Below are 6,677 nucleotides of genomic sequence, written 5' to 3'. Positions count from 1 at the left end.
AGAACGCGAGGTGGCTTGACTCCACCCGTCGTTTGGCGCTTGTTTTCGACGGGAAATATCTGTACTTAGCAAGGATCTCGCCCGATGACGAAAAAACCGGCAAAAAAGGCGAAAGATACTTTTACAAATTTAAAACGATAGACATACTAAAAGAGCTGATAGGCCTCTTTGACGCCACGGTTGAAAATGCAAGCAAATTCTTAAGACAGAAGGAAGAAGCGATAAATGACGACAGTTATCTTGAAATCATTCGTTAACTTTAGGTTTCCGCCTTATCTGTCTTACCTTTAAATTTAGCAGGTTTGCTTGTATCTGATCTTTAAGTCTTACGTACAAGTTCTTTGTCCTTGCCCGATCCTTGTGTTATGTAAAAGAAGGAAGCAAGGAAATGTGAATTTTGCAAAATATCATTATAGCTAAACATCAACAAGGTCTGGACTTTGGTGTAGTTTATAAAATACAATAAACAGTAAAGCAAGTGATAACATTAAGCAGAGGTGTGTATTAATCTTGAAAACGATAAAAGTTGTCGCAGGCATTATCATCGATAATAATGATAAAGTTTTAATTGCAAGGCGTGGCAGTAAGGAGAGTTTTGCTGGAGGTTGGGAATTTCCCGGAGGAAAAATAGAAGCTGATGAAACACCTCAAGAAGCCCTCAAAAGAGAACTAAAGGAGGAATTGGATTTAACAATATCTATAGGTGAGCTTTGTGCTGAAGTAACGCAAAACTATGAAGGTGCAAATATTACTTTGCTTGCTTATTATTGCGTGTTTGTAGATGGAAAAATCTCAATATCGGTCCATGATATGTATAAATGGGTTAAGGTAAACAATTTATTAAAATACAAACTATTACCAGCTGATATTCAAATAGCTAAAAAAATGTTAGAAAGATATTTAAGTAAAACATGAAGGAGGAGCTGCATCATGGATTGTTGTTTTAAGGGTACAATCTCAGAATTTTTAGGTGTAAGCAAAGATGAGTGGCTTGGACGACAAATGAAGGATAATTACTCTGCATTAACAAATGAAGCCCCAAGTAAAGAGCAACTAGCAGCATGGAACGATTGTTATGATAAAAGCCTGCCGTTCTTCAAAGCATGTGTTAAATATGATTGCTACATTATATTTGAATACTTATTACCCAGAGAGGGCGGAAGACGTCCAGATGTCCTTTTACTCTCAGGTGAACATTTATTTGTTCTAGAATATAAGATGAAAGAAAGTCCTACGCTAGCAGATTTGGATCAAATTTTTGCATATGCAAGAGATCTAAAAAATTACCATAGCGCCTCTCATGATTTAACAGTAACGCCTGTTCTTGTGTTAACGAAGGCTATAAACAAAAAATATCATTACGATAATGTCTATATATGTTCTCCCGATAAACTTGAAGAATTGATCATATCAAAACTTTCCAATAAACAAGTTATAAGTCTAGATGGCTGGCTTAAGGGTGAATATGCTCCATTACCTTCATTGGTAGAAGCTGCCAAAGCTATTTATCAAAATGAAGATTTGCCATATATACGAAAAGCTTATAGCGCTGGAATCCCCCAAGCAGTTGATAAGCTTATTGGTATTGCTCAGGATGCAAAAAATAACGGCAATAGAGTGCTTGCCTTGGTGACAGGAGTTCCAGGGTCAGGTAAAACTTTGTTGGGCCTTGATTTCGTGCATAAAGTTCATAGCAACTTTCAAGGCTCCACGTTTTTATCTGGCAATGGGCCATTGATTGAGGTATTGCAGTATGCTCTTAAGAATAAAACGTTTGTTAGGCCGCTTAGAAATTTCGTAATAGAATACGGCATTATGAAGCGAGGTATACCAAAAGAACATATCATAGTTTTCGATGAAGCCCAACGTGCTTGGGATAAAGATCATGTTTTTAAAAAGCACAATATAAGCAAGTCGGAACCAGAATTGATCATAGAGATTGCCGAAAATATCCCAGAGTGGTCTTTTTTGGTTGGCTTGGTTGGGGAAGGGCAAGAGATCCATGTGGGTGAAGAAGCTGGCATCTATCAATGGAGAGATGCCAGCGTTTCGGGAAAGTGTTCGTGGACGGTTGTCTGTCCTCCAAAGCTTAAAAGTATTTTTGAAGGTGTATGTTGTGTCGTTACATTTGATGAATTAGATCTTACGGTCTCTTTGCGTTCTCATTTAGCTGAAGATGTTACTAAATGGGTAGATAGTTTATTAGATGGAGATATTGAAAAGGCAACTCAGCTCAGCCAAAACATACACCAGCAGGGGTTTAGTATGTATATTACAAGGCGCTTGGACGGCGCAAAGAGATATTGTAGAAATAGATATATAAACGACCCAGAAAAAAGATATGGATTGATCTGTTCATCTAAGGCGAAAATACTCCATGAGTATGACATTGACAACTCATTCAAAACTACTAAAAATTTGAAAGTTGGGCCTTGGTACAATGAACCTGCCACAAATCCGCTGTCATGTTGCCAGCTCAACAAAGTTGCTACCGAGTTTTATTGTCAAGGGTTAGAGCTTGATATGCCTATCATATGTTGGGGAGAGGATCTTCAATGGAGTAATGGCGCTTGGAAGCGTTATGAGCGTCAATTCGATTGCAAGGATCCTCATCATCTGAGGTTGAACAGTTATCGAGTTTTATTAACTCGAGGGCGTGATGGTTTTGTAGTTTATATTCCTGATCACGAGTCTTTGAACGAAACATATGAAACATTGAAGAAAGCAGGATTAAAAGAAATATGAAACCTTTAACATAATAACATAACGCGAGGTGGTAAACATGGAGCGGCTCAGAGAAGAGTATAACGGAAGGCTTGTTGTCATTGATGATGATATGTTTTTTGCCGATGGTGTCCGTTATCCTTTGAGTTCTATTTGGGGTGTGAAGGGAGTGTATTACAAAATATCGGAAAGCGTAGGTTCTGCTGTGGTGGAAGGGGTCGGAACGGTGGCTAGCTCAGCTGCGGGATGTATTTTGGGGCCTATTTTTGGGCTTTGCATTTTAGGCATAGGTATTATTATTGTTGCTTCAATGTTAGGTGCTGATATGCCCGTGGGAGCTGCCTTCCTTCTTGCCGGTATTGCTTGTGTCTGTTTTCTCATAATTCGTGGCATAAGTAGCGGGGCTGGAGCTGCTGCCAAAGCAGCAGCCAAAAAGACATATTATCTTGTTATTTCTACACAAACGGGTGAAGTGGAATTATTAGAGGGGTTTCCTCTAGAAACATTGCAGAAGGTGGCAAGCGTTCTTGGTGAAATGATAGCAAAAGATGTTAATTTGGCTGAAAAATAACCATATTGCTAACCGCGTCAAATTGAATTTGACTTATAAAAAGCGGGCATGGTAATATATGTCGCGCAGGCAAAGGGAATTTGGGAACCAAGAAATTGGGATCCAATCTTCCGGCCCTACCGTGAGATGAATGGAAATATGATATAATCTACACAAACGGTGAGCGTAGCTCAACTGGTAAGAGCACTGGACTGTGGATCCAGGGGTTGGGGGTTCAAGTCCCCTCGCTCACCCCATTTTTATGGAAATCCAGTAACAGCAAGACTTTTCAAGCTTTCCCCCTTTTGTGCTTTTTCAAACAATCTCCTCCAAAAATGTACGAGTCCAGTGTCCTTGAAAAGGGGGATTGAAATGGGAAAAGTCTTGAGGTTTGTTAAACTTAAAAGCTGGGAAGATTATTTTGAGGAATTTCTGCTCCAAAAGGAGTTGGAGGGCCTAAGGCCTCGAACGCTCAACGACTACCGTTATTACATCCCACGTTTTTTTGAGGGAATTGCTCTCGAAAATGCCGAAACAATCACGCAGAGGGTGAAGGAATATTTTACACAAGAGCTGTCGCCAGCCTCGTTTAACCTACGGAGGAGCTACATCAAAAGCTTCTTCTCCTACCTGGTCGCACAAGGTGCCGTTACGGAAAACCCAATAGACTTCCCAAAAAGGAAGGACGAGGGGAGGGCCAGGGCAATTCCAAAAGAGACCTTAGAAAGGCTTTTAGAGCTTCCCGACAAAAGCACCTTTGCGGGGCTTAGAAATTACACGCTCATGCTTTTTTCTTTAGATACCGGCATAAGGCCGGGGGAGGCACTCCAACTACTGCCAAAGGACTTCAATGTAAGGGGGAGGGAAGTAGCCATATCCAAAGAGGTGGCCAAAACAAAAACGAGCAGGACCCTTCCTCTTTCCCCTGTCGTTTGCATAACAGTGCAAAAGCTGCTTTCCTCACGCCATCCCACATGGAAAGACGATGTCCCCGTCTTCTGCTCTCAAGACGGAGAATATTTGCAAGTTCGCTCATGGAGTCACGTCTTGGCAAGGTATTCAAAAAAGCTTGGCATTAGGGTTACGCCATACGATTTAAGGCACAGCTTCGCAATTCTGTATTTGAGAAACGGCGGAAATGTCTTCGCATTGCAAAGGACAATGGGCCATACGGACTTAAATATGACTAAGCGTTATTTGGCACTTGATGGAGACGACTTAAGAAATGAGCTTGAAAAGAGCAGTCCAATAAACTCGTTAATAAAGCCTAAAAAAAGAGTCAAGTAGATTAAATAGGGCTTCCGCCACATAGGGCAACCTAATTATAAAGTTTATAAACGTAATACTTTTGTGTCGATATTCATAGATAAAAACGATACATGAGGTAGCCAAACGCAAAAAACTAAACGTATGTGTGGTTATATTCAAACAGATGTAATATTTACGGCTATATTTATCTTATTAATTGACAGTACACTACAATTATGATATAATACAAAAAAATAGTATCTAAAAGAATGGAAGAGGCGAGCAGGGCAATATGGCAACCACTTATGAAATGGCCATTAAAATAGCCGGCAAACTGGACTCGACTTTTAGTCGGTCCTTTATGTCGGCTGCTTCAACCCTGCAGAGACACCAAAGAGAAATCACAGGCACCAAGGCAAGGCTGAAAGAGCTTGAAGAAGCCCACAAGCAGGGCAAGATATCTGCTGACGAATATATCGCATCCTACGCAAAATTCACGGCCGAGCTTGAGAAGGCGCAGGCTGCCCAAGAAAAACTAGCCAAGGCGGTTAATTTCCAGCAAAATATGGAAGCCAAGGCAAGCGATGCCAGGGGTAAATTATTGCGTTCGACCGCCCTTATGACGGCCGTCCTTGCCGGGCCAGTCGTCGCAGCGACAAAGTTCGAGTCCTCAATGGCGGATGTGCGAAAGGTTATGGACTTTAAGTCTCCCGAGCAGTTTAAGGCAATGGCCCAAGATATTCTCGAAATATCTCAGCGAGTTCCTATTGCTGCAAGCGGTATTGCAGACATAGTTGCAGCCGCCGGACAGGCCGGGATTGCAAGTGAAGAGACGGCATCTTTCGCTGAAACTGCAGCCAAAATGGCTGTAGCCTTCGACATCGCTGCAGGCGAAGCGGGAAGCCTGATGGCCACGTGGCGAACTTCATTTGGGATGACCCAGCAGGAAGTAATTAAGCTAGGCGACCAAATAAATTATCTATCAAATAACATAAACGCAACGGCCCCTGATATTGCAAGTATCGTTACTAAGATAGGCCCATTAGGCAAGATTGCTGGCCTAACAGCAGCAGATGTAGCAGCGCTTGGCGGGACGCTAAAGGCAGCGCTTGGCAAGGAAGGTGATGTAAGCGCTATTTCGACAGGCCTAATGACGTTAATTAAAACTCTCACCGCCGGAGCCAGCGCTACAAAGGAACAGAAAGAACTTTTGAAGGCCTTGGGATTTCAATCTCAAAAAATAGCGAAATCGATGCAAGTAGACCCTCGTGGGACGATAATCCAAGTTTTTGAAGCCATTAGAAAGGCACCAAAATACACTCAGACAGCAATTATAAATAAGCTTTTTGGCGAGATAGGCACCCGAACAATACCAATGCTCATAGACGGCCTTGGGAATTTAAATAAGAATTGGGATTTGGTGAACGACGCAACCGGGTACACGGGGAGTATGGAGAAAGAATTTATTGAAAGGTCTAAAACTACCGCAAATGCGATCCAGATGCTTTCCAACAACATCAACACCCTTGCAATCCGGTTAGGCAGTTTTCTACTCCCCCCGCTTGCTGAGACATCCCAAAAACTTTCTGCAGCTTCTAAGAAAGTGGCGGACTGGACCGATGCACATCCAAAGCTGACGAAGGCTTTAGTCTTGGGCACAGCTGGGATGCTGGCTTTCAACGTGGCCGTGCGGGCCGTCGAGTTTACAGTATTTTCTACTATAAATAGGTTTGCGAAGTTATACGTATTCCTTATGAAGCATAATATAGCCACTAAAATTGCGACTGTTTCGACTAAGGCCTGGGCGCTTGCTCAAAAAGGTCTTAACGTTGTCTTAGGCTTAAGCGGCAAGCTGCTGTCTGTCGGCAAGCTCATAGCCTATAACGTCGTCACCAAGGCTGTAGCGCTTGGAACAAAGATGTGGACGGCAGCCCAATGGCTTCTTAATGCAGCCCTTTCGGCAAACCCGATAGGCCTCATTGTGATGGCTATTGCCGGCCTTGTGGCTGGGCTAACCATCCTATATAAAAAAAGCGAGACTGTAAGGTCAATGATAAACACGTTATGGGATGCAATCGGTGCCGGGCCACGTGCCATTGCGGCTGTTATAGGCAAGTTATGGGATCTTATATCAGTCCTTGGCAAAATCAAAATA

6 protein-coding genes and 1 tRNA gene are annotated in these 6,677 nt (G+C 42.4%); all 7 read left to right on the top strand.

Features of this window, described 5'->3' with window-relative positions; all coding sequences use genetic code 11:
• Positions 1-257: hypothetical protein (locus tag Q7P41_RS09830; RefSeq protein ID WP_303883897.1), on the top strand; the 257-nt coding region annotated here is incomplete at its 5' end.
• 253 nt (positions 258-510) lie between these two features.
• On the top strand, positions 511-915 hold the full coding sequence (locus Q7P41_RS09825; protein ID WP_303883895.1) for a (deoxy)nucleoside triphosphate pyrophosphohydrolase: 405 nt from the start codon (positions 511-513) through the stop codon (positions 913-915).
• A gap of 15 nt (positions 916-930) precedes the next feature.
• The gene (locus Q7P41_RS09820) at positions 931-2,745 is read left to right on the top strand and encodes a DUF2075 domain-containing protein (protein WP_303883893.1); all 1,815 of its coding nucleotides are present in this window, start codon (positions 931-933) and stop codon (positions 2,743-2,745) included.
• Positions 2,746-2,782: 37 nt separating this feature from the next.
• The gene (locus tag Q7P41_RS09815) at positions 2,783-3,295 is read left to right on the top strand and encodes a hypothetical protein (protein ID WP_303883892.1); all 513 of its coding nucleotides are present in this window, start codon (positions 2,783-2,785) and stop codon (positions 3,293-3,295) included.
• Between the two features lie 159 nt (positions 3,296-3,454).
• Positions 3,455-3,531, top strand: a tRNA-His gene (locus Q7P41_RS09810).
• Between the two features lie 115 nt (positions 3,532-3,646).
• On the top strand, positions 3,647-4,561 hold the full coding sequence (locus Q7P41_RS09805; protein ID WP_303883891.1) for a site-specific integrase: 915 nt from the start codon (positions 3,647-3,649) through the stop codon (positions 4,559-4,561).
• Between the two features lie 253 nt (positions 4,562-4,814).
• The coding region (locus Q7P41_RS09800; protein ID WP_303883889.1) for a phage tail tape measure protein at positions 4,815-6,677 on the top strand (1,863 nt) is incomplete at its 3' end.

This window comes from Acetomicrobium mobile (assembly GCF_937920065.1).
Note: the sequence above shows the minus strand (reverse complement) of the source record. Positions and strands in the feature narration are given on the sequence as shown.